We start from the raw sequence: 516 nt of genomic DNA, 5'->3' as shown, positions 1-516 counted from the left end.
AAGCTCGATGTCACCAACGATATCGACTACATGAGCGTTCAGCCGAAAGAAGCGCTGACGCCGCTGCTGGCAAGCCTTAAACAGCAGCGCATCCTGATCCACGGCAGCGGCTTTTCACAGCTGATCGCCCAGTATATTTACAACAAGTTTCTCGTCACCGGCGTGAATGCCAGCCTGGCGCTGTGGCCCGATTACGAAATCCTCGAACAGAAAAACGCCGCCTGCTTCGACTCCATCTGGATCATTTCTAAATCCGGGCGCAGCAGCTCGGCGCTCAACTGGGTTAAGGCCCTGGAGGGGAAGGAGATTAATCTGGTTTGCTTTACCGGCGACTACCAAAGCCCGCTGGCGCAGGCCGCGGATACGGCGTTTATTATTCACGACCCGCAGAAGTTCGATGATGATATTTACTGGAGCAACCCGTTTTTCGGCTACTGCATCTTAGGCTTTGAGCGACTATTGAAGATGTGGTTTACCAGTCTACGTAGCAATAGTTAGCCCCCGCTAAGCGCGGTG

1 protein-coding gene is annotated in these 516 nt (G+C 53.7%); it reads left to right on the top strand.

All coding sequences use genetic code 11. The features are described 5' to 3' along the window. The coding region (locus ACFFIX_RS27955; RefSeq protein WP_378939926.1) for an SIS domain-containing protein at positions 1–498 on the top strand (498 nt) is incomplete at its 5' end. Positions 499–516: the final 18 nt, after the last annotated feature.

The sequence above is a fragment of the Metabacillus herbersteinensis genome, from assembly GCF_042433335.1.
Classification (GTDB): Bacteria; Bacillota; Bacilli; order Bacillales; family Bacillaceae; genus Metabacillus; species Metabacillus herbersteinensis.
The sequence above is the reverse complement of the archived record's forward strand: the minus strand, read 5'-3'. Positions and strand labels throughout refer to the sequence as shown.